The sequence below is a fragment of the Kitasatospora sp. GP30 genome (assembly GCF_029892145.1).
GTDB classification, from domain to species: Bacteria; Actinomycetota; Actinomycetes; order Streptomycetales; family Streptomycetaceae; genus Kitasatospora; species Kitasatospora acidiphila.
In genome coordinates, this window is record NZ_JARZAH010000017.1 from 130,260 (window position 1) to 152,341 (window position 22,082).

9 protein-coding genes and 1 pseudogene are annotated in these 22,082 nt (G+C 73.6%); 4 read left to right on the forward strand and 6 right to left on the reverse strand.

The window, feature by feature from the left end:
- Window positions 1-16 precede the first annotated feature (16 nt).
- From P3T35_RS23140 to P3T35_RS23155, 4 genes are all read right to left on the reverse strand, one after another.
- Window positions 17-709 carry a PAS and helix-turn-helix domain-containing protein gene (locus P3T35_RS23140; protein WP_101378593.1) on the reverse strand — a complete coding sequence of 231 codons (693 nt, stop codon included), beginning with the start codon at window positions 707-709 and terminating at the stop codon, window positions 17-19.
- Between the two features lie 210 nt (window positions 710-919).
- On the reverse strand, window positions 920-3,700 hold the full coding sequence (locus tag P3T35_RS23145) for a helix-turn-helix transcriptional regulator (RefSeq protein ID WP_101378592.1): 2,781 nt from the start codon (window positions 3,698-3,700) through the stop codon (window positions 920-922).
- A 5-nt stretch (window positions 3,701-3,705) separates the two neighbouring features.
- The gene (locus P3T35_RS23150) at window positions 3,706-6,180 is read right to left on the reverse strand and encodes an AAA family ATPase (protein ID WP_180356275.1); all 2,475 of its coding nucleotides are present in this window, start codon (window positions 6,178-6,180) and stop codon (window positions 3,706-3,708) included.
- A gap of 133 nt (window positions 6,181-6,313) precedes the next feature.
- A complete protein-coding gene (locus P3T35_RS23155; RefSeq protein WP_101378590.1) occupies window positions 6,314-7,948 on the reverse strand; it encodes an AAA family ATPase in 1,635 nt (544 codons plus the stop codon).
- A 484-nt stretch (window positions 7,949-8,432) separates the two neighbouring features.
- Here P3T35_RS23155 and P3T35_RS23160 point away from each other — a divergent pair, with 484 nt between their 5' ends.
- From P3T35_RS23160 to P3T35_RS23170, 3 genes are all read left to right on the forward strand, one after another.
- Window positions 8,433-9,197: an alpha/beta fold hydrolase gene (locus P3T35_RS23160; protein WP_101378589.1), complete on the forward strand. Its 765-nt coding sequence runs from the start codon at window positions 8,433-8,435 to the stop codon at window positions 9,195-9,197.
- 31 nt (window positions 9,198-9,228) lie between these two features.
- On the forward strand, window positions 9,229-9,912 hold the full coding sequence (locus P3T35_RS23165; protein WP_101378588.1) for a 4'-phosphopantetheinyl transferase superfamily protein: 684 nt from the start codon (window positions 9,229-9,231) through the stop codon (window positions 9,910-9,912).
- 464 nt (window positions 9,913-10,376) lie between these two features.
- Window positions 10,377-10,868, forward strand: coding sequence for a universal stress protein (locus P3T35_RS23170; protein WP_101378587.1), 492 nt, complete (start codon window positions 10,377-10,379; stop codon window positions 10,866-10,868).
- Between the two features lie 301 nt (window positions 10,869-11,169).
- Here the strand turns inward: P3T35_RS23170 and P3T35_RS23175 are convergent, their stop codons facing one another.
- On the reverse strand, window positions 11,170-12,339 hold the full coding sequence (locus P3T35_RS23175) for a cytochrome P450 (RefSeq protein ID WP_101378586.1): 1,170 nt from the start codon (window positions 12,337-12,339) through the stop codon (window positions 11,170-11,172).
- Window positions 12,340-12,460: 121 nt separating this feature from the next.
- A pseudogene (locus P3T35_RS23180) lies at window positions 12,461-12,708 on the reverse strand (IS3 family transposase); the annotation flags it as partial.
- Window positions 12,709-13,175: 467 nt separating this feature from the next.
- Between P3T35_RS23180 and P3T35_RS23185 the strand changes: the two are divergent.
- A partial coding sequence (locus P3T35_RS23185; RefSeq protein WP_280707542.1) for a type I polyketide synthase occupies window positions 13,176-22,082 on the forward strand: 8,907 nt, incomplete at its 3' end.

The window sequence follows — 22,082 nt, forward strand, 5'->3', positions numbered from 1 at the left end:
CGGCCCGCCCAGCAGTTCAGCGGACGCAGTCCGGCAACACCTTCGGGGGCCAACTGCCCACGCTGAGCAGGCCCATGGAGTACGCCCGGGAGACCAGGGCAGCCCGGTTGGGCGCCTTGAGTCGGCGCAGCATCGAGCTGACGTGGTACTCCACACCCTGCCGGCTCAGGTACAGCTTGGTGGCCATGTCGACGGTGGAGACGCCGGAGGCGACGCCCTCCAGGATCCGGGCGTCCAGGACGGTGAGCACCCTGGTCTGGCCGGGCAGCACCTGGTCGTCGCCGTCCTCCTTCTCGGGATTCACCAGCGCGACCGCCGACTCGATCCGGCCGTCCGCGCCGTGCACCGCGATGACGGTCAGCTCGGCCGGGAACACCGCCTCGTTGCGGCGCATCCCGGCGATGTGGCTGACGAAGCGGGACCGGTGGCCGTCGGCCAGCCCGTCGAACTGCCGGCGCACCCGGCTCTGGATCCCCGGGTGCAGGAAGTCCTCGAAGCCGCGCCCGCAGGTGTCCACGGCGCTGCGGCCGAACAGGGAGTAGAAGCCTGAATTCGCCTCGCTGACCCGGAAGTCCCGGTCCAGGCTTGCCATACAGAGGCCGGACTGCTCGAAAAGCGATCTGAAGATACCGCTCTGGTTTTCGTGCGGGGTTGGGACGTTCCGGTCGAGGGTGGTGCCGGAGATTCGGGCAGCGGTTTTCTGGGGCATGGATGACCATCCTCCCCGAGCGGCCGGACGGGCCGTCGGAAATCGAATACCTGGTGAACCAGGGGAAAGCCCCGGTTCGGCGAGCCAGCCTGGGGATCAAAGCCGAATTCGCGGCCTGAGCCTATGGACCGGTGGCAGCAATCGTCAACGCGGAGATCTGTGTCGTCTGCGACATGGAATTCCGTGCCGCGATGGTTCGGTGATGGCCCGTCAGGACGATTGGTTCGGTACGGTCGGGGGGCCGCTTTGAAGCGTTGCCATGCGTTCCCGCAAGTCCGCCCGGCCCGAAACACCGAGTTTCCGATAAGAATGCGTCAAATGTTTTTCGATGGCGCGTGTGGTGACGCCGAGTTCGGCCGCTATCTGCGGGTTGGTCCGGCCGCGCGTCACCAGCCGCACCACCCGTTGCTCGGCAGGAGTCAGCCCTGCGGCCGGCGCGACTGTGGACCGCAGGGCCGGGCCGAACTGCTCGGCGGGCCGGCGGGCCCCGCACTCCGCCGCCAACTGCCGGCCGCGCCGCAGCAACTCCCGCGCCTGCGGGGCGTCGGAACGGCCCAGCCGGCCGCCGAGCCGCAGCAGCGACTTGGCCAGCTCCCACCGGTTCGTCGAGGTCTCCAGCACGGCGACCGACTCGCGGAGCAGTGCGATGCTCTCGGCTCCCTCGGCCAGCCCCGCGCGCAGCCGCAGCGCCCGCCCGATCCCGCAGGCCGCACCCCATTGAACGGCCCGCTCAAGGTCCTCCTCCGCGAGCTCCAGCGCCCCCGCGTGGTCGCCGACGCGCAGGCGCAGCATCGCTGCCCACGGCCGCCACGGGAAGAGCACCGGGTTGCGCCAGCCGGTCCGCTCCAACTCCTCCCCGCAGCCCAGGAACTGTTCCAGCGCCACCGCCGGTTCGCCGGCCTCGGCGGTGCCCAGAGCGAGCGCGAACCGCAGCGCCGCGCCCGGCCCCGAGCCGACGCCGGCCGCCTCGCCCAGGGCTGGCCGGAGGAGCCGCAGCAGCGCGGCATCGCGGCGCTCCGCGGCTACCGCGACCAGCGCGATCACCGCCGCCGGGGCGGGATCGCCGGCTCGGCCCAGCGGTGCGAGGGCACTGCGGGCAGCCGCCTCGGCGGCCGCGACCTGCCCCAGCGAGAGCAGTACCAGCGCCCGTTCGGCTTCGATCAGCGCACTCTCGGCAGGCGCCGCCCGGCGCTCGGCGTGCTGCCGGGCGGTCTCCAACCACGGCGCGACGCCGGCCGCCGCGTCGGCCGCCACAAGGGTGAGCACGGCCAGCGGCACCAGCGAGTGCACGTGCCCAGGCAGGGCCGGTTCCCGGTCCAGCACCAGGGCTGCCGGCGCCGTGAGCTCCGCCGCCGGACGGGCGGCACCGAGTGTGGCGGCGTGCAGCAGCGCACAGAGCAGCGCCCGTTCGGCCGCGGTCTCCACCGAACGCAGCCCGTCCAGCCGGGCGACGGCCTCGGCCAGGCCGTGCGGTGTGCCGCTGTCGCCGTAGCGCAGCAGCGCCTCGACGCGCAGCGCGAGCGAGCCACCTGGCCCGCCGGGCAGCGGCACGGTGGCCATGCGCCGCAGCAGCTCCAGAACTTCGCGGGGCCCCTCGGCGAGCAGCGCCGGACCCAGCGTCGTCGCGGTCAGCCCGGTCAGGGCGGTGGCACGTTCGGCCGCCGAGTCGAGTTGCGGTGAGGCCTGTGCCAGGTGGCGGGCCGTGGCCGTCGGGTCGCTGCCGCGCTCCGCCAGCGCGAGATCGACGAGCAGGGCACCGCGCGCCGGGCCGTCCGCCGGACACTCCAGGAGCGCTCGGCGCAGATAGCGTGCGGCCCGCGCCGGGGCCCCCGCGACCAGCGCGCCGTCGGCGGCCTCCCGCAGCACCTCGGTCGCCCAGTCGCCTTGCGGGGAGGTGACGGCGAGCAGGTGCGCGGCGACCTCCTGCGGGTCGGCGCCGTCGGATTGCAGCAGTTGCGCGGCGCGCTGGTGCATGAGCTCCTGCTCGGCCAGGGTAACCAGGTCGGCCAGTGCTTCGCGGACCGCCGGGTGGACCGGCCGGGGGCGGTCACGGTCGCCCAGCAGGCCCACCCGGTGGAGAGCGGCGAGCCCCTGAGCGCAGCCGATCGGATCGATCCCGGCCAGCCGGGCCACCCGGTCTGGTCGCGCCTGGCCGTCCAGCACCGCCAGCGCCCGTGCGACCGCGCGCACCGGTTCGGGCTGGTGCCGCAGGCAGGTGGCCACCCGGTGGCGCAGCAGCGGCAGCGGCAGCGCGGCGAGGTGGGCCACGGCGTCCTCGTCCGGCCGGAGGCCGTTGGCGAGCGCGGCGTCCAGCAGCGTGGTCAGCACCAGGGGGTTGCCGCCCGACACCTCGTGGCACGCTGAGGCGAAGCGGGGCGCGACCGCGCCGCCGAAGCGCCCACCCAGCACAGCCTTGACGCCACCGGCGGACAGCGCACGCGGCAGCAGTTCGTGTTCGGCGGCGGCCAGCAGCCCGCGCACCGGCGCGCGCTCGCCGGCCCGATCGCCCTCACGGACCGTCAGGACCAGCACGGCCGAGGTCACCGGCAGCCGCCGCGCCAGGTAGCCCAGCCAGTCGAGGGAGGCGTCATCGGCGTACTGCACGTCGTCCACCACCAGGACCAGCGGCTGCTCGGCGGCCAGCCGCCGGGTGAGGCCCAGGATGCCGTCCAGGACCCCGGCCCGGTCGCCGGGCGACGGTTCGTCGAACGGCAGCGGGTCCGGCTCGGTGCCGGCCGGGTCCAGTTCCTCGGCGGCGGGTTCCAGCAGTTGCCGGACCACGCCGAACGCGAAGTCCTGCTCCGCGGGCGCCGCGCTCGCGCGTAGCGCGCGCATGCCGAGCGGCCCGGCCAGTGCGGCCACCGCCGTCGCGAGCGCTGACCGGCCGATCCCCAGCGGGCCGCGAACCACTGCGCAGGAGCCGGCCCCGGCCCGAGCCCGGTGCAACAGGGCGGCCAGGAGTCCCAGTTCGGTCTCCCGTTCGATCAGCATCGTGCTCAGTTCTCCTCACCAATCGTCCGGGAACCGGACTGCCGGACGCTCCAGCAGCGCGCCGGCCATACGCCCCAACGTTCCGCCAACTCCTGTTCCTCCAGCGCCAGTCGGGCGGCCGCAGCGCGCCGGCCGAGCCGTCCCAGTGCGTCGGCGGCCAGCGAACGCCATGGCAGCAGCGCAGGGTTGGTCCAGCGCCGGGCCAGCAGCCGCCGTCCGCACTCGCGGAAGCACTCAATGCTCTCCGCCGGGGCGTCGCGCGCCGCGCACAGCACCCCCCGGGCGAACAGCAGAAATGCCCAGGAGACGCCCTGCTCCGCACCGGCCGGCAGCCGGACCGCAGCGGCCCTCTCGGCCCGCGCGTGCTGTCCGCGCCAGTGGTTGAGCAGGATGTCCAGCGCCAAGGGTGCCGGGGCGAGGGCGGGATGCCAGTGCTCCAGTGGCACCTCCCGCAGCGCCTGCCCGAGCCAGCGGGCCGCCTCGTCCAACCGGCCCAACCGCAGCTCCAGTTCGGCCCGGGTCAGCAGGGCTCGGCCGACCCCTGCGGCTGCCTCCCGGCGCCGGGCGTCGAGGAGTACGGCGTCCAGCCCGTCGCGCGCGGCGGCCGGATCGCCGGTGAGCAGCAGGGCCTGGCAGGCGGCGATCCTGGGCGCCAACAGGGTCGTGCCGCCCGCGGGTTCGGCCAGCGCGGCATGGGCCAGGCTCCTGGCCCGGGTGAGGTCCCGGCCGTCGAGCGCGGTCAACCAGGCGGCGGCGCCGGACCGCGCCGGATCGCCCGGACATCCCTGCCCCGTCGGATCCCAGTGCCGGCCGCCCGCGTCGCCCGGCAGCCCTGCGGCGAGCTGCCGTAGTGCGTCGAACCCCGCACGCTCGGTCGCGGTCGTCGGGTTCGCGGCAGCGAGGACGGCCGCGCCGCCGAGTTCCGCCGCCCCGCGCACCACCAGCAGGTCCGCCGCGACCAGCCGCAGCGGTGCGAGGTCGGCGCCGCCGGTGTGCAGCACCTGACCGAGCCGCCGGTCACCGGCGCCCGGCGTGGTCCTCGCTTCGGTCAGGCCGAGCTCGACCAGCAGTTCCGCGCGTCGGCGCCGGCCCATCGGTTCGCGCAGCGCTCGGCTCAGGAGGCGCACAGCCTCCTCGGACCGGTCGACCGCCCGGCTGTGCGCGGCGCGGTCGGTGAGCGCGGTGACCGCCCACGGCGCCCCGACCGGTGGCGCACCGAGCAGCAGGCGGGCCACCGCGTCCGGCGGTGCCGCCACTCGGTGCCCTAGTTCGGCGGCGCGGGCGTGCAGGTCGCTGCGCGCCGCGGCGGGCAGTGCCGCGAGCAGGTGTCCGGCGGCCGCGCCGATGGGCCGGGGCGGTTCGCGACGGGTGGTCAGGCCCGTGGCCGCTAGCAGCTCCCGGGCCTGTGCGGCGGCCATCGGCAGCGGGCCTGCCAGCCGGCAGACCAGGTCGAACTCGAGCTGCCCGTCGCAGACCGCGACCGCCTGCAGCAGGGCGGCCAGCTCCGGCGGCACCGTGTCGAGCAGCCGGGCCGTCCGGTCGCCGAGCGCGTCGGCGGCCAGCGCCGCGAACCGGGACGCCTGGTCTGCGGTCGGCCGCATCCCCAGCGCAGTCGCCCGCCGCAGCGCCTCGGCCAGCAGCGCCGGGCTGCCCGCCGTCGCTGAGACGAGGGCCGCGACGACCGTCGCAGCCGCCGGCTCGCCGCAGTGCTCGGCCACCATGGCCGCCACACCATCGGTGGAGAGCGGGCGTAGCGGGAGCACGTGCGCGTGGGCGACCGCACCCTGGGCGGCCGGCCAGGCGGCCGCGTTCTCCCAGACGGGGAGCTCGGCGGGCAGGCCGTTGTCCGCGGCGACCACCAGCAGCCGCCCGGGCAGGGGCAGGCGGGTCAACGCGGTGAGCAACCGTCGGCCGGCCGGGTCGCACCACTGCGCGTCGTCGAGCAGCAGTACGAGCGGCGCTCGCCGGGTGGCGGCCCGCAGCTCCTGGCGCAGCCGGGCCAGGAGCCCACCGTTGCCACCGGCCTCGACCCCGGACCAGAGCCGCGCGCCGATCGGCTCGACGGGCGGGAACCACTGGCGGAGCACGCCGTACGGCAGGTTCGTCTCAGCAGGTGCCGCATACGCCCTGAGGACCGGGAAGCCCGCCTGTTCGGCGAGCTGCCCAGCGTGGCGCAGCAGTGCGCTGCACCCCGCCCCCGGGTGGCCGGTGATCCGGATCCGGCCCGCCAGGCCTTCGCCGAGCTCCGCCAACATCGTTGCGAGCACGGCACATTCGGCCTCGCGCTCGACCAGCAGCGCCGACCTGGGGGTCGGGCCGGCCGCCAGGGCCGCTCGACCGGAGTCGGTGCCCTGCGCGCGGGGCGTGCTCGCCGTGTCGCCCGTCGGGCGGGCGGTTCGCCGGTCCGTGCCGCGACCGGTGTCCGACCGACCGAACGGGTCTCGCCCGAACGGGTCGAGCGTGTGCTCGCCGTGCGCCATGACTGGGTCTACCTCGCCCTGATCTCTGCTACGCGGTCGTGCCGCCACAGCTGGTGCGGCACGGGCGGCCGGTTCGTGGTCGGCCCGGTGAGCGGCGGACCCAGGCGCTGTGTGCTGTGTGTTGCGCGCTGCGTCAGCCGGGCCGCGCCGGGCGGCCGATGCGGGACGGCTGACTGCCCCGGGGTGGCGTGATGCGTCTGCCTCCGTCGCTGGGCCGGTCGGCCGGCCGCCGATTGTCCGTCGAGCTTCCCGCTGGTCGCCGGCGGTTGCCCGGGACTCGCGGTCGGCGCATTCGCTCGGGGTGCGGCCCGCCGGACCGTCGGCCGGAGCGCGGCGAGTCGGGGGACCGGCGGTCCGGTCCGTTGAGAGGCGGGCCGTCCGGGTGCTGCCGGGCCCGGGGACCGGAGGGACGGAGCTGCGGAGCGATCCCGAGGTATGGGGCGGACTCCTCGGGCGCAGGTGCGCTGCCGGTGGCGTCGCCCCTGATGCTCGGCGGCTCATCCGGGCCGCTGCGGGCGGGGCCGGACGGCAGCGGGGCGGCGTTGAGCCGAGGCTTCCGTTCAGTTGTGAGTGCCGACTCCTCGTCGCCGTGGACCGGTTCGGCATCGGCACTGGGATCGCCAACGGAATCGGCGGCATTGCCGTCGCGGGGCGACGGCTCTGCCAGGGCGGCGATCTCGGTGGCGCCGGCCCCGGCCTCACCGAGCAGGCGAGCGGCCCGGTTCCGCCAGCCGGGCAACTCGGCGAGGCCGCCCGGCGCCCGCAGGGCGGCCTCGCGGAAGCCGTCGAGTGCGAACGCGGTGTGGTCGTCGGTGAGCAGCCCAAGCCCGGCCAGTGCCGCCAGAGCGGCGTCGACCTGAGGGAGGGTCAGCTCGGTCAACGCGGCCAGCAGGTCGCGGTCCTGGCCACCAAGCAGGGCGAGTGCCCTGGCGGTGCTCTGAACCGGTGCCGGCTGGGCGGCCAGTTCACTGAGGGCGAGCTGGGTGGCGGCGGCCCCGGCCGCGGCGGCGAGCCGGCGTAGGTCGCCGTCTCGGTCCGCCCGACCGGGACCGAGACGGCGCAACGTGCGGGTGAGCAGCTCCGGACGGCCCATTGTGAGCCGCAGACAGTGGCGCAGATACGTTTCGTCAGATTCCTCGCCCAGCGTTCGCGCCACGAGCTCCCTCACGGCGCCGCTGTCCAGCGGCCCGAGGTCGAGCCGGTCCCAGTAGCCCTGGGCCAGGAGGTCGGCGAGGGCGCCTTCGCCGGTGCCATCGGCGACGCGGTCGAACCCGAGTGTCACGCTCACGCCGAGAATGACGTACGGCGGCGCCTGGCGGGTTCGACGCAGCAGGAACTCGATCCAGCGGATCGACTCCGCGTCCGCCCGCTGGGCGTCGTCCACCGCGATGACCAACGGGCCGTTGGCGGACAACTGCCTTATCGACCGAAGCAGTTCGCGGTAGAAGAGCTGGCACTCCGGCCCGGTGGGCACGTCCGCGGCCGGGTGCGTCTCCGGCCCGCAGCCGGCGAAAAGCTCCCGCAGTAGCGCGAACGGACCGCTGTGCGCACCGCCCGTGGCGCGCAGCACGGTGGCGCCCCGCGCGGTGGCCAGCGCGGCGAACGCGTCGAGCACGGTGGTGCGGCCCGAGCCGGGAACGCCGCGCAGCAGGACCGCTGCCGACCCGCCGGCGCGGACCGCATCGAGGGATCTGGCCAGCCTGGCCAGTTCGGCCGACCGTCCAGCCGGGAGGTGGAGCTGCGCGGGTGCCACCACGTGGCGGTCCATGGCGGTGGGGTCCCTTCCGTGAGCCTGAGAGCGCAGGAGCCAGGGTGCGGCGCAGGTCGGCGTGCCGCGGGGCTGAGGCGGCGCCGGGCGCAGCCGTCTCCGTCCGACAACGCAGGCTACGCCGGGCCGCACCCCTTGGAGGGCCACCGAGCCCTTCCCTCGCGCATTCTTAACGATGTGCCTAGGCCGACTTGACGATCCGTCGGGCGAGCTCGTGAACTGGACGATCATCTGCCGGAACGGCTGCCAAGCGAGTTCGGCCGCCACCGTCCGGCGGATTCTGGCGCCACGCCAGTCTCCGCGCGGTCGCGCCACCGTTCGTTGACCGGAATTCCCGGCTGTGGCTACCGTCGCCAGCATCCCCGACGGTCGGGGCCCGCCGGCCGGGAAATGCCCGCTGAATCCCGGAAGCACGGGATCCCGGAAGCACGCCGAACCATCCGCCAATCCGCATCATCCGCCAGAGCAAGGTGAGGGTATGTCCATGGTTGACATCACAGTGGACAGTGAACTGTGGCTGCGCCGATTCCATCCGCCGGGCCGGGATTCCCATCGCCTGGTCGTGCTGCCGCATGCGGGTGGTTCGGCGAGTTTCTTCCGGCCGCTGGCGGCCGCGCTCGCGCCGGAACTCGACGTGCTGACGGTTCAGTACCCGGGGCGCCAGGACCGCCGATCCGAGAAATCGATCGAGGACATCGGCGAATACGCCGACCGGATCCACGAGGTGCTGCTCGCGGAGGCGGACCGTCCGACCGCGCTCTACGGCCACAGCATGGGCGCGATCCTGGCCTTCGAGGTCGCCTGTCGGCTGGAGGCCTCCGGGCACGCTCCGCTGGCCGTCATCGCCTCCGGGCGGCGCGCGCCGGCCACCCACCGCGAGGAGAACGTCCACCAGCGCGACAACCAGGGCATCGTCACGGAGCTGCGCCGGCTCAGCGGCACGCACACGGAGTTGCTTGGCGACGATGAGATCCTGCAGATGATCCTGCCGGCTCTGCGCAGTGACTACACCGCCGTCGAGCGCTACATCTGCCCGGCCGAGCGCACCGTCAACTGCCCGATCCTGGCCCTGACCGGCGACCAGGACCCTCGCACCAGCCTCGACGAGGCGAAAGCCTGGGACCGCCACACCACCGGCCGTTTCGAGCTGGAGGTGCTCTCCGGCGGGCATTTCTTCATCGTCGACCACCAGCGCCGACTGGCCGAGCGCATCGCCGAGTTCGTCAGCGGCGCCGCTTCCGAGCGCTGACCGACCCACCGCAGCGAGGAGGAACAGCCCCGTGCTAGGCGAGATCCTGCCTCCCGGCACCGCGGCCGCGGAGTTCTTCGGCGACATCCCCGAGGTCCGGCTCCTCCCCGCGGAGGAACGGGCGCTGGGCAACGCGCTCCCGCACCGGCGCAGCGAGTTCGGCACCGCGCGCGCCGCCGCGCGACGAGCGCTCACCCGTCTGGGCCTGCCGCCGCTCGCCGTCCCGGCTGACCCGCGCGGCGTGCCGCAGTGGCCGGACGGCGTGACCGGCAGCATCACGCACTGCGCCGACTATCGGGCTTGCGCCGTTGCGCGGACCACCGATGTCCGAGTGCTCGGCATCGATGCCGAGCCCGACCGCCCGCTCTCGGCAGCTGTGGTGCGGACCATCGCGGTGCCCGCCGAGCGGACCCACCTGGTCGACCTGGAGTGGTCGGGCGGCGCCCAAGTGGCCTGGGACCGGCTGCTGTTCAGCGCCAAGGAAGCGGCGTTCAAGGCGGTCTTCCCGCAGGCCCGGATCGAACTCGACTTCCCCGACGTGGAGATCGCGATCAACCCGGCCGCGGGCACCTTCACCGCCCGGTTGCCGTCGGTGGTCCGCCGGGCCCAAGGCGGATTGCCCGCGCTTCTGCCCGGGCGCTGGCTGGCCCGGTCCGGCCTCCTGGTCACCGCCGTGGCGCTGCCGACCAACCAGCCCGGCGGCGTGGACGGTTGAGGACGCCGGCCCGGCGGTCCGCGATCCGCATCGCCTACCGGATCAGTGTCACCTCGGGAACGTCCGAGGAGGGATGAAGCCCGATCCCTCACGCTATCCGTATGCGGGACCCGGTCCGGCCGCCCGGTCCGGTGTCACCTGGTCGGCATCACCCGGCACCGCCTGCCCGAACTGCCAAGAACCCGTCAGAGTGCTCTCCGTCTTCCTTTCTCCCCCCGGCGTCGGAGGGTCGCGTGTTGCCGCCAAGGCCCGATCCGCTCCGGCTGCCGTCAGGGACGCATCAGGAAGCGGCGTCGGCGCGTCTCGGATGCGTCAAGAAGCGGGAAGGGCCAGCTCAGCCAAGCTTCTATGGATCAACGGGGCAGGAGACCACGAGTCGAACTGTTTCAAAGGTCCAGCTCGTATTGCGTCTGGAAAGCGAAGGCCCCTCCTGTGGGGCCTGAAGATCGAGGAAGTGCAGCACCATGGCCGAGACCAGCCGGGTCGTCGTCGGAGTCAGCGGATCGAAGCGGAACGCGGCGGTCCTGCGGCGCGCCGTGGAGGAGGCGACCAAACGCGGTGTCGTCCTCGTCCCGGTGATTGCCTGGACCCCGGTCGGTGGGGAGCGGGCCCACCCCTGTCCCTCGCTGGCGGCGCTCTGGGAGCAGGCAGCCCGGACCCGTCTGGATGACGCGTTCGCAGACGCCCTCGGCGGCTACCCGGCAGATCTGCGGATCGCCCCTGTGGTGATCCGCGGCGAGGCCGGCCCCGCCCTCGTCCGGATCGCCGACCACCCGGGCGACGTGCTCGTGGTCGGTGCCGGCCGCCGGGGCCCGCTGCAGCGACTGGTGCACGGCGCGGTCAGCCGCTACTGCATTGCCCGGGCCATGTGCACCGTGATCGCCGTGCCGTCCTGCGCGGTCATCGCCAGCTCGGCACATGCGGGTGACGACTCGTCGAGGCTGATCGCCGCGTAGCGCGGCCGATGGCGGAAGACCGCTGGAACGATCCGGACACACCGAGCAGGCACGCGACGTGACCCTAGCTTCTTCGTAGTGGAGGAGCACCCCGATGGAGCAACCCCCGAGCGCCGGGCCGACCGCCGTAGGCCAAGTACAGGAGCAACCTCCGTGCGTGCGGGCATTGCTCCCTGGCGGGCAACGTCTTCGATCCGGTGGCCAAGTCGGCCCGTGCCCTGCGGGTTGCTCTCAGATCAGCGCTGATCGGCGAGTGGGCGGTGGGGCGGCCTCGCGTCCGCGGGATGGCTGCACGACCTCGTCACCAAGTGACCGGCAACGCCTGCAGGCCGCGGAAGACCAGTTCCGGCACGTAGGTGAGCTCGGACTCGTCAACGGCGAGGCGCAGTCCCGGATACCGTTTCACCACGGACCCGATCGCCACCCGCATCTCCCGGCGGGCCAGTATCGCGCCGAGGCAGAAGTGCGGCCCGTGCCCGAAGGCGAGGTGCGCTGCCGGTCCTTCGCGCGTGATGTCGAAGCGGCCGGGATCCGGGTACACGCCGGGGTCGCGGTTGGCCGCGACGATGACCGGCAACACCGGTTCGCCCGCCCCCAGTTTGACGCCCTCCAGATCGACGGGCTCGGTCGTGACCCGGACCTCGGTCGAGGTGAAAAGCCTGCTGTAGCGCAGTAGTTCGTCGACCGCCGGTCCGATCAGTCCAGGTGACGACCGCAGCAGCGCGAGTTGGTCCGGGTGGCGCAGCAGGGTCAGCAACGAGTTGCCCAGCTGGTTGACAGTCGTCTCGTGGCCGGCGATCAGCAGGCCCTCGAGGTTGGCCAGCAGTTCGGGTTCGGTGAGGTGGTCGCCCTCGTCGTTGGCGGCGACCATCGCCGAGATCAACCCGTTGTCCGGCTGCGCCCGCTTCTGACGCACCAGATCGGCGAGCCAGTCCTGCATCTCGCTCTGTGCGGCCCGCAGTTCGTCCGAAGTGATGTCCGTGACGAACAGCCGCCTGGTCCACCCACGGATGGCCTCCGCCTCGGAGTAGGGCACGCCGAGCAACTCGCAGATGACCATCAACGGCAGTGGAGCGCAGAGACCTGCCACAAGATCCGCGGTTGGATCGAGGGAGTCGAGCAAGGAGTCCGCGATGGACTGCACGCGTGGCTCGAGCTGATCGACCATGCGTGGGCTGAACGCCTGCGACATCAGCTTGCGCAGGCGGGCGTGGCGCTCGCCGTCCAGGCTGGAGACCAGTAACGGGTCGGCGGCGACGGACAGTTTCAGCGGGCCGCCCGGAAGTGTGGCCGCCTCCCGGCTGAACCGGCTGTCGCTCAGGACCTGGCGCACCGCCTTGTAGGAAAGGGCGAGCCAGACGTCTGCCGTACCCATCGTCGCGAGGACGACCGGAGCCTGCGCGAGCAGAGCCTCGGCTTCGGGCTCGTTGTCGAGGTGGTGTGGTGTGGTGAAGGGAAACGTGGCTTGCATCGCTGCCTCCTGACTGGATGTCACCAGGCCCGGGCACCGGGTGCCGGGCGCGAACGGCCGGGACCGGTGCACGGATCGGTGACAGCTGGGTTTTGTGCCGCCGGGGGCGGTGGCGCTTCGCGATCGTCTCGAAGTCGATGGGGGTCAAACGGTTCAGCCGGAGCTGTCGGTGGCGCCGGTGGTCGGTTCGCTCAATTCGGGTAGTGATCGCCGTGCGGAGGTTTTCCCGGGTGGCCGGATGACGGTCGAGGACGTTCTTCTGCGCGAGTGCGAACGGGATTCTAGGGTGTTGTCACCGGCGGCGTCGACGGTGCCCATGAACCCGGCCCGGTCGTGGCGGTGCAGGGCATGGGCGAACTTCCGTGACCGCACCGGCAGATTCGCCAGCAGATCCGCCGGCGGGCACTGCGACGGGCCGTCGGTTAAGAAACGACGCGTTTCACGGGGTACGGGACGGATCTCGCCACGTGCCTTTGTCATGCAGGCATATGACGTTGTGTGCTTCGTTTGAGACGGCCTTCGCCTGGCCTATGGCGATGGCGTGATGTTGCTGCGATGCTCGTGTGCGCAGCGGGACGATCATCGCCTCGGCCCCTGCGCTCAGCTCACCAGTGCATCTTCCTCAAAGAGCGTCGCCAACGCTGTCGCTTTCGAGGACCGCTCCACTGATCCAGGCGCCCGAAGCGCGGTCGAGTCCGGGTTCGGATACGACCGGGTCGCCGGGCTGCCCGCGCGCTCGATGATCCGGCCGCTTGCGCGGCCGGAGCCGCACCATCGGGACTGCTACGGAAACACCCCGCCTTCCTTCATTCCCCGGCTCACGAGGTGTCGATGTGATGCGCTTCCCCTTGGATTCGGACGCTGATCGTGTCGCTGTCATCGGAATGGCGGGCAGGTTGCCGAAAGCCCCGGATCCGGAGGCGTTCTGGCGACTGCTGTGCGACGGGGCCGACGCGATCACCGCGCCGCCCGTGGGCCGGCAGGGCGTACGGCACGGCGGCTACCTGGACCGGGTGGACGGCTTCGACGCGGCGTTCTTCGGTGTGTCCCCCCGTGAGGCCGCCGGCATGGACCCGCAGCAGCGGCTCATGCTCGAACTCGCCTGGGAGGCCCTGGAGGACGCCCGGATCGTGCCGAGCACGCTGACGGGCGGCCCGACGGGGGTGTTCGTCGGCTCGATGTGGGAGGACTACACGTCCCTGGCCTACCCCAGTCACATCACGCCGCACACGCTGACCGGCACCAACCGGGGCGTCATCGCCAACCGCGTCTCGCACTTCCTCGGTGTGCGCGGACCGAGCATGACGGTCGACACAGCCCAGTCGTCGGCGCTGGTCGCGGTGCATCTGGCGGTCGAGAGCCTGCGCCGCGGCGAGTCGGCGCTCGCCCTGGCCGGCGGAGTGAACCTCAACCTGACCGCCGCCCGCGAGGAGGGAGCGGCGGAGTTCGGCGGCTTGTCCCCGGACGACCGCTGCTTCACCTTCGACGCCCGGGCCAACGGCTTCGTCCGCGGCGAGGGCGGTGCCTTCCTCGTCCTGAAACCGCTGGACCGGGCCCTGGCCGACGGGGACCGCGTATACGGTGTCATCCGGGGCAGCGCGGTCAACAACGACGGCGCCACACAGAGCCTGACCGTGCCCAGCGCGCAGGCCCAGGAACAGGTCATCCGCGAGGCACTGGCCCGCGCCGGCGTGCGTCCCGCGGATGTGCAGTACGTGGAGCTGCACGGCACCGGCACCGCTGTCGGCGACCCCATCGAGGCCGCCGCCCTCGTGGCGGCCTACCGCGACCCGGCCGAGTCCGGCGACGCCGACAGCGCCCTGCGGGTCGGATCCGCCAAGACGAACGTCGGTCACCTGGAAGGCGCCGCGGGCATCGTCGGTCTGCTCAAGGCTGTCCTCAGCGTCTACCACCGCGCACTGCCGCCGAGCCTGAACTACGAAACCCCCAACCCCGGCATCCCTCTCGACGCACTGGCGCTGCGGGTCCAGACCGCTCTGACCCCCTGGCCGCGGCCGGACACGCCCCTGCTCGCCGGTGTGTCGTCGTTCGGCATGGGCGGCACCAACGCGCACGTGATCGTCGAGCAGGCGCCCGATGCGGCCGCGCCGCCGGCCCGGCGGCCCGTCCCTGAGGCCCGGCCGGCGCCGTGGATCGTCACGGCGCGGACCAAGCAGGCGCTACGAGCGCAGATCGAGCGCCTGCGCGAACACGTGCGCAGCCACCCGGACCTGACCGGCGCCGAGGTCGCGCACGCGCTGGCCACCACCAGAACCCGCTTCGCGCACCGCGCGGTCCTGCTCGACTCCGCCCAGATCGCCGCCGGCCGGGCCAGCACCCCGGGCCGTACCGTCTTCGTGTTCCCCGGCCAGGGCGCGCAGTGGGTCGGCATGGGCCGGGAGCTGTACGCCGCGTACCCCGCCTTCCGGGCCGCCATGGACGAGTGCGCCCAGGCCCTGGCCCCGTACACCGACTGGTCCCTGGCCGATGTCCTGGACGGCGCCCCGCTCGACCGCGTGGACATCCTGCAGCCCGCCCTGTTCGCGGTGATGGTGTCCCTGGCGGCACTGTGGCGCTCCTTCGGTGTCGAGCCCGACGCGGTGGTCGGGCACTCGCAGGGCGAGATCGCCGCGGCATACGTCGCGGGCGCGCTGTCGCTGTCCGACGCGGCCCGGATCGTGGCACTGCGCAGCCGCGCGCTGGTGGCGCTGACCGGCCGGGGCGGCATGGTGTCCGTGGCCCTGTCCGTCGAGCGGGCCGAGGACTACGTGTCGCGCTGGGGCGGCGCGCTGACGGTCGCCGTGGTCAACGCCACCGGCTCGGTCGTGGTGTCCGGCGACACGCAGGCCCTGTCCGAACTGGTCGAGTCCTGCGCGGCGGACGGTGTCCGCGCACGCGTCGTCCCGGTGGACTACGCCTCCCATTCCGCGCACGTCGAGGCGATCCGCGAGCGGCTGCACACCGAACTGGACGGTGTGCGGCCGCGGCAGGGCACCATCCCGTACTACTCCGCGGTCACCGGCGGCCTCCTTGACGACACCACGGAGCTCGACGCCGGCTACTGGTACCGCAACTTGCGCGAGCCGGTCCGCTTCGACCTGGCCACCGCCGCGATGCTGGCGGACGGGCACGACGTCGTGGTCGAGGTCAGCCCGCACCCGGTGCTGCTGCCCGCCCTCGAACAGATCCTGGAACAGGCCCGCGAGCGGACCGGCGTGCCCGGCATCGTCACCGGCACGCTGGGCCGTGACCGGGGCGGGCCGGACGTCTTCCTGACTGCGCTGTCCCGGCTGTTCGTGGCCGGCGTGCCGGTCGACTGGTCCCCGGCCGTCGCCGAGGCCGTGCCGATCGACCTGCCCACGTACGCCTTCCAACGTCGTTCGTACTGGCTGCCCGAAGCGACAGCCGGGCAGAGCGGACGGACCCCGGCCGGCCCGGGGACGCACGCAGCGCAGACCGCCGCGCCCGGTCGGCCGGACAGCGGCCCGGAGACCTGCGACACCGGGGCGGGCGGCACGGACGTGGGCGACCCCGAGTCGGGCAACACGGTCGACGCGGCCGCCGTGGTCACCGCGCAGATCGCGCTCGTGCTGGGCTACGAGAACCCCGCGGACATTGATCCCGCGCTCACCTTCAAGGACCTCGGCTTCGACTCGGTCACCGGGCTCGAACTGCGCAACCGCTTGGCCGGCGCCCTGGATCGGCAACTCCCCTCCGGTCTCGTCTTCGACCACCCGACGCCCGCAGAGCTGATCGACTGGCTGCGCACCGGCCCCGGCGACCGGCCGGCCCCCGCCGCCCCGGCCGCCCACGACGACCCGGTCGTCATCGTGGGGATGGGCTGCCGCTTCCCCGGCGGGGTGGCCTCGCCGGACGACCTGTGGCGGCTCGTCGCGGAGGGCGTGGACGCGATCGGCGACTTCCCGGACGACCGCGGCTGGGACCTGGGCGGCCTGTACGACCCGGAACTGCGCGGCGCGGGCACCACGTACATCACCCGGGGCGGGTTCTTGGAGGCGGTGGCCGGCTTCGACGCTCCGTTCTTCGGCATCTCGCCCCGCGAGGCGCTCGCCATGGACCCGCAGCAGCGGCTCGTGCTGGAGACGGCCTGGGAGACGTTCGAGCACGCCGGGATCGACCCGGCCTCGCTGCGCGGCAGCCACACCGGCGTGTTCACCGGCGTCTGGTCGTCCGGCTACGCGACCGGGCCGGGCCTGCCAGAGGACCTGGAGGGTTACCTGTTCACCGGCGTCGCGACCAGCGTCACATCCGGCCGGGTCGCCTACCACCTCGGGCTGCGCGGTCCGGCGCTGTCCGTGGACACCGCCTGCTCGTCGTCCCTGGTCGCCGTGCACCTGGCCGCCCAGGCCCTGCGCGCGGGCGAGTGCTCGCTGGCGCTCGCCGGCGGTGTCACGATCATGGCGACACCGCTGGGCTTCACCGAGTTCTCCCGCCAGCACGGCCTCGCGGCGGACGGCCGCAGCAAGCCCTTCGCCGCCGCGGCCGACGGCACCAGCTGGGCCGAGGGAGCCGGCTTGGTGCTGCTGGAACGTCTGTCGGACGCCCGGCGCAACGGCCACCGGGTGCTGGCGGTGGTGCGGGGTTCGGCGGTGAATCAGGACGGGGCGTCCAATGGGTTGACCGCGCCGAATGGTCCGTCGCAGGAGCGGGTGATCCGTCAGGCGTTGGCGAACGCCGGGTTGGAGCCGTCCGAGGTGGACGCGGTGGAGGCCCACGGCACCGGCACCACCCTCGGCGACCCCATCGAGGCCCACGCCCTGCTGGCCGCCTACGGTCAGGACCGGGTGGAGCCGTTGTGGCTGGGGTCGGTGAAGTCCAACATCGGCCACACCCAGGCCGCCGCCGGCGTCGCGGGCCTGATCAAGATGGTCATGGCGATGCGGCACGGCGAACTGCCGCGAACCCTGCACATAGACGCCCCCTCCCCGCACGTCGACTGGGCCTCCGGCGGCGTCCGGCTGCTCACCGAGGCCCGGCCGTGGCCGGAGCACGAGCACCTGCGCCGCGCCGGCATCTCGGCCTTCGGCATCAGCGGCACCAACGCCCACCTGATCATCGAGCAGTCCTTTGACCCGGACCCTGGCCACCTTCCCGAACCCGCCGGCCGGGCCGTTTTCAGCGTCTGGCTGCTGTCCGCGAAGACCGACGCCGCGCTGCGCGCCCAGGCCGAGCGGCTGCACGCGTACGCGACCGCCCACCCCGACGTCCCGGCCGCCGCGATCAGCCGCGCACTGGCCGCCCGCACCCGCTTCGAGCACCGGGCCGCGGTGGTCGGCGCCGACCGGGACGACCTGATGTCCAGCCTGGCCGCGCTCCCGCCGGGACTGCCGGGCCTGCCGGCCCGTACCGGCGGGACCGTGTTCGTCTTCCCCGGACAGGGGGCGCAGTGGGCGGGCATGGGCCGTGACCTGTATGAGCAGTCCGAGGTCTTCCGCGCCGGCATCGACGCCTGCGCCGCCGCCCTGGCCCCGTACACCGACTGGTCGCTGGTCGACGAACTGCGCCACGGCTCGCTGGACCGCGTCGACGTGGTGCAGCCGGCCCTGTTCGCCGTCATGGTGGCGCTGGCCGACCTGTGGCGGTCCTACGGCGTGCAGCCGGACGCCGTGGTCGGCCACTCCCAGGCGGAGATCGCCGCCGCGTACGTCGCCGGCGCGCTGTCGCTGCGGGACGCCGCCAAGGTCGTGGCGTTACGGTCCAGGGCACTGGCCGTCATCGCCGACCGGGGCGGCATGGTGTCCCTCGCGCTGTCCGTCGAACAGGCTGCCGGCTACCTGGCCCGTTGGGGCGAGCGGCTGACCACCGCCGTGGTGAACGGACCCGCGGCGGTCGTGGTATCCGGTGGCCTCGACGCGTTGGACGAACTGCTGGCCGCCTGCGAGGCCGACGGCATCCGCGCCCGCCGACTGCCCGTCAACTACGCCGCCCACTCCGCGCAGGTCGAGGCGATCCGCGAGCAACTGCTCACCGAACTGGCCGACATCACGCCCCACTCGGCGGCGACGCCGTTCTACTCCACGGTCACCGGCGAGCCGGTCGACACCTCCGCCCTCGACGCCGGCTACTGGTACCGCAACCTCCGCGAACCCGTTCGGTTCGACCTGGCCACCGCCCGGCTCACCGCCGACGGCCACGACCTGTTCCTGGAGGTCAGCCCGCACCCGGTGCTGGTGCCCGCGCTGGATGTCGCCGCCACCGGAACACTGCGCCGCGATCACGGCGGCCTCACCGAGTTCCTCGCCGCGGCGGGACGCCTCTACGCCGCCGGAGCCGATGTCGACTGGATTCCGGTCCTGCCCCGCACCACACCCAGGGCGGACCTGCCCACGTACGCCTTCCAGCGCGAGCCCTACTGGGTGACCGCGACCCCGCCGGTGCCCCGTGACGACTGGCGGTACGAGGTGGCATGGGCGCCGATCAGCGGTACCGCGGCCCCGGTGGACCCGGATCGCTGGCTCGTCCTGGCCACGACCGGGCACCCGTGGGCCGAGGCCCTGCGCGAACGGGGCTTCGCGGTGGCCGACACCTGGGACGTGGCCGACACCTGGGACGGGGACGCCCGGCCCGGGCCGGACGGTGTGCTGTCGCTGCTGGCGCTGGACGAGGAGCCGCACCCCGACCACCCGGTGCTCCCGGCGGGCCTGGTCCGCACCCTGGATCTGGTCCGCATCCTGGATCCCGTGCGCAGCCTGGACCCGGTGAGGACGGCGGCCGTCCCGCTGTGGTGCGCGACCAGCGGCGCCGTGAGCACCTCGGGCACCGACCCGGTCACCAGCCCGGCCCAGGCCCTGGCGTGGGGCACCGGCGCGTCCGCGGCGCTGGAGTTCCCGCACGGCTGGGGCGGCCTGGTCGACCTTCCCGCCGTGCCCGACGAGGAGAGCGTGAACGCGCTGCTCGTCGTGCTCGCCGGCACGGGCGAGGACCAGGTGGCGATCCGCGGCACCCGGCGCTTCGCCAAGCGGCTGCGCCGCAAGGCCTCATCGGGCCCGGGCCCGGGCGCGCGGCCCTGGCGGCCGCGGGGCACGGTGCTGGTCACCGGCGGCACCGGCGCGCTCGGCGGACATGTGGCCCGCCGCCTCGCGCGGCAGGGCGCGGAGCACATCGTGCTGGCCTCCCGCCGCGGCCCCGACGCACCCGGCGCGGCCGGCCTGCGCGACGAACTGGAGGCGGCCGGGGCGCGGGTGACTGTGGCGGCGTGCGACGTGGCCGACCGGGACGCCCTGCGGGACCTCGTCGAGCGCGTCGGCGACATCCGCGCAATCTTCCACACCGCCGGCGTGATCAGGGCGACCAGGCTGGCCGACACGACACCGGCGGAGTTCGCCGAGGTCATCATGGCCAAGGTCGCCGGGGCGGCGAACCTGGCGGAACTCCTGCCGGACCTTGACGCCTTCGTCCTGTTCTCTTCCACCGCGGGCGTGTGGGGCGACGGCCACGGCGCGGCCTACGCCGCCGGCAACGCCTTCCTCGACGCCCTGGCCGCACAGCACCGCGCCCAGGGCCGCGCCACGACCTCCGTCGCGTGGGGCATCTGGGCCGAAGGCGGCATGGCTGCCCTGGAGCCCGTGCAGCGCCAGCGCATCCTGCTCGGCCTCGGCGAACTGGACCCGGGCCGGGCACTCGACGCGCTGCAGGACGTCCTCGACCACGACGAGGCCCTCGCGGTCGTCACCGAGGCCGACTGGGCACAGTTCGCCCGCGCCTACACCCACGCGCGGCCGAGCCGGCTGCTGCGGGACCTGCCCGAGGCCCACAGCCGGCCGCAGGCCCCCCGACCCGCGCCCCCCGCCGGCGACACCGACCTGCTGGAGTTGATCACCACCCACGTCGCCGGGGTGCTGGGACACGCCACCCCCGAGCGGCTCGACCCCCGGCAGGCGTTCAAGGACCTGGGCTTCGACTCACTGACCGCGGTGGAACTGCGCAACCGCCTGACCGCCGCGCTCGGGGTGAAGCTGCCCGCCACCCTCGTCTTCGACCACCCCACCCCGGCACGGCTTGCCGCCCACCTGTCCGGCGAGCAGGACGCGCCGCAGGCCCCGGCCCCGGCCGCGACGGACGAGCCGATCGCGATCATCGGCATGGGCTGCCGCTACCCCGGAGGCGTCGGCACCCCCGAGGACCTGTGGCGGCTGGTCGCGGACGGCGTGGACGCGGTCGGCGACTTCCCGGCCGACCGAGGATGGGACATCGACCGCCTGTACGACCCGACGGGAAGCCGCCCCCGCACGTCGAGCACGTCCCAGGGCGGCTTCCTCGACGCCGCCGGCGACTTCGACGCGGCGTTCTTCGGGATATCGCCCCGCGAGGCGCTTGCCATGGACCCGCAGCAGCGCATCCTGCTGGAGACCGCGTGGGAGACCATCGAGTACGCCGGTATCGACCCGACCACGCTGGAGGGCACACCCACCGGCGTGTTCACCGGCATGTGGTCCACCGGCTACGCCGCCGGGCCGGTCCCCGACGACCTGGAGGGCTACCAGGTCACCGGCACCGCGTCGAGCGTGGGGTCCGGCCGGCTGGCGTACCAGCTGGGCCTGCTCGGCCCGGCGCTGTCCCTGGACACCGGCTGCTCGTCGTCCCTGGTGGCCCTGCACCTGGCCGCTCAGGCGCTGCGCTCGGGAGAATGCTCCTTGGCCCTGGTCGGCGGCGTCACCGTCAACGCGGCACCCACGCTGTTCACCGAGATGTCCCGGCAGGGGGCGAGCGCGCCCGACGGCCGCAGCAAGTCCTTCGCCGCCGCGGCCGACGGGGCGGGCTGGGCCGAGGGCGCCGGCCTGCTGCTGCTGGAACGCCTGTCCGACGCCCGCCGCAACGGCCACGAGGTGCTGGCGGTCGTCCGAGGCTCTGCCACCAACCAGGACGGCGCCTCCAACGGCCTGACCGCGCCCAACGGCCCCTCCCAGGAGCGGGTGATCCGTCAGGCCCTCGCCAATGCCGGGTTGGAGCCGTCCGAGGTGGACGCGGTGGAAGCCCACGGCACCGGCACCACGCTCGGCGATCCGATCGAGGCTCAGGCACTCCTGGCGACCTACGGTCAGGGGCGGGATGAGCCGTTGTGGCTGGGGTCGGTGAAGTCGAACATCGGCCACACCCAGGCGGCGGCCGGCGCGGCCGGCCTGATCAAGATGGTCATGGCGATGCGGCACGGTGAACTGCCGCGGACCCTCCACGTGGACGCGCCCACCCCGCACGTCGACTGGGCCTCCGGCGCGGTCCGCCTGCTCACCGAACCGGTCGCCTGGCCCGGGACCGGGCGGCCACGGCGGGCCGCCGTCTCCGCCTTCGGCATCAGCGGCACCAACGCCCACGTCATCATCGAGCAGAGCATCCTCGAACGTCCCGCCGAGGCCGACTCCGCCGCACCTTATCCCCGGGGCCGCGCGGACGACCAGGTCCTCTGGCCGCTGTCGGCCAGGTCCGAGGTGGCGTTGCGGGAGCAGGCGCGCCGGTTGCGCGCCTTCACCGCCGTGCAGCCCGAGGTGAGCCCGGCGGCGGTCGGGGGCGCTCTGGCTGCCCGCACCGTGTTCGAGCACCGGGCCGTGGTGGTGGGTACCGCCGCGGCCCTGGACGCCCTGGCTGAGGGCGGCACGGCGCCGGGTCTGGTCACCGGGATCGCCCGCCCGCTGGGTCGGTCGGTGTTTGTGTTTCCGGGGCAGGGTGCGCAGTGGGTGGGTATGGGTGGGGAGTTGTACGGGTCGGAGCCGGTGTTCCGGGAGGCG